The following is a 1,098-nucleotide window of genomic DNA, read 5'->3' as shown; positions in this document are numbered from 1 at the left end:
GGCTGACACTCGGGGCCTCATCAGAGCACGTAGCTTAGCCGGCCCGGTCCCAGTCAAACGGGATGTCCTGAACTGTCTGGAATCCATGAAGAGCCTTTTTTTATATGTCAGCCCCTGCCGCTCGAGGAACTTCCAGACCGTGGTGGTGCCCACGCTCAGGCCATGTTCGACTCGCAGGTGCGCCACGATCTCGGCCAAGGCCAGGTCGCAGGTCCGCTCCACCAGGGCAAGCAGGTCGTCCCTGTGGGGATCCAGGCAGGAGCCCCGCGGCTTGCCTTGCCGACGGGCAGACGACTCGCCATGCTCGCGCCAGCGGCGGACCCAGCGGGTCGCCGTCGTGACGTCCACGCCGAAACGCCGGGCAGCCTGGCGAATCGAGCTATCGCTTTGGGCTGCATCGATTACGCGACTGCGCAGATCCACACTGTAGGCTCTTGCTATGCGAGTCTCCTGAGTCAAGGTTGGGATAGTCCATCAGAGACCTCGATCCAAGGCAACTCCAGGCGACGGACAAACCATTTTTTAGAGAAAATGCTCTAGAGTATTTTCACTTTATTCAGGCTCATAACCGGCCGCTTTGAAGTAGTGCCTGCAGTCGTCCGCCGAGAATTGCCCGATCACCTCGCCAATGCTCTGCCACAGTTCGGGCAGCGTCCGCGCCGCCGCCTTTCTCAGCAGCGCCTTGAGCTTGGAGAAGGCCGTCTCGATCGGGTTCAGATCGGGACTATAGGGGGGCAGGTAGCGCAGGGTGGCTCCTGCGCCTTCGATGGCCCGACGTACCCCCGCGACCTTGTGGGCCGGCAGGTTGCCCATCACCACAAGGTCGCGGGCCGTCAGTTCGGGAACCAGAACCTGCTCGACATAGGCTAGGAAGGCCGGGCCGTTCATCGCGCCGTCGACCGTCGAGGATCAGCGGGGCCGTCAGGCCACCCCGCCGCAGACCGGCCATGAACGTCGTGGTTTTCCAGTGCCCATGCGGGACTGCGGCCAGGCAGCACTCCCCGCGCAACGCGCGACCATACAGCCGGGCCATCTTCGTCACCACAACCACGAGAAAACTGACGCCTGATTACCCTGGCCCGCCGTCAGGCGGGCCGG

General features: G+C 63.3%; 1 protein-coding gene and 1 pseudogene. Both read right to left on the bottom strand.

What is annotated here, in order from left to right:
• The coding region (locus tag BMY22_RS23520) for a helix-turn-helix domain-containing protein (protein ID WP_167363804.1) at positions 1–423 on the bottom strand (423 nt) is incomplete at its 3' end.
• A gap of 129 nt (positions 424–552) precedes the next feature.
• Positions 553–1,039, bottom strand: a pseudogene (locus BMY22_RS23515) (transposase); the annotation flags it as partial.
• Positions 1,040–1,098 lie beyond the last annotated feature (59 nt).

It is taken from the genome of Azotobacter beijerinckii, assembly GCF_900110885.1.
GTDB lineage: Bacteria > Pseudomonadota > Gammaproteobacteria > Pseudomonadales > Pseudomonadaceae > Azotobacter > Azotobacter beijerinckii.
This window is presented reverse-complemented; position numbering and strand designations above follow the sequence as displayed.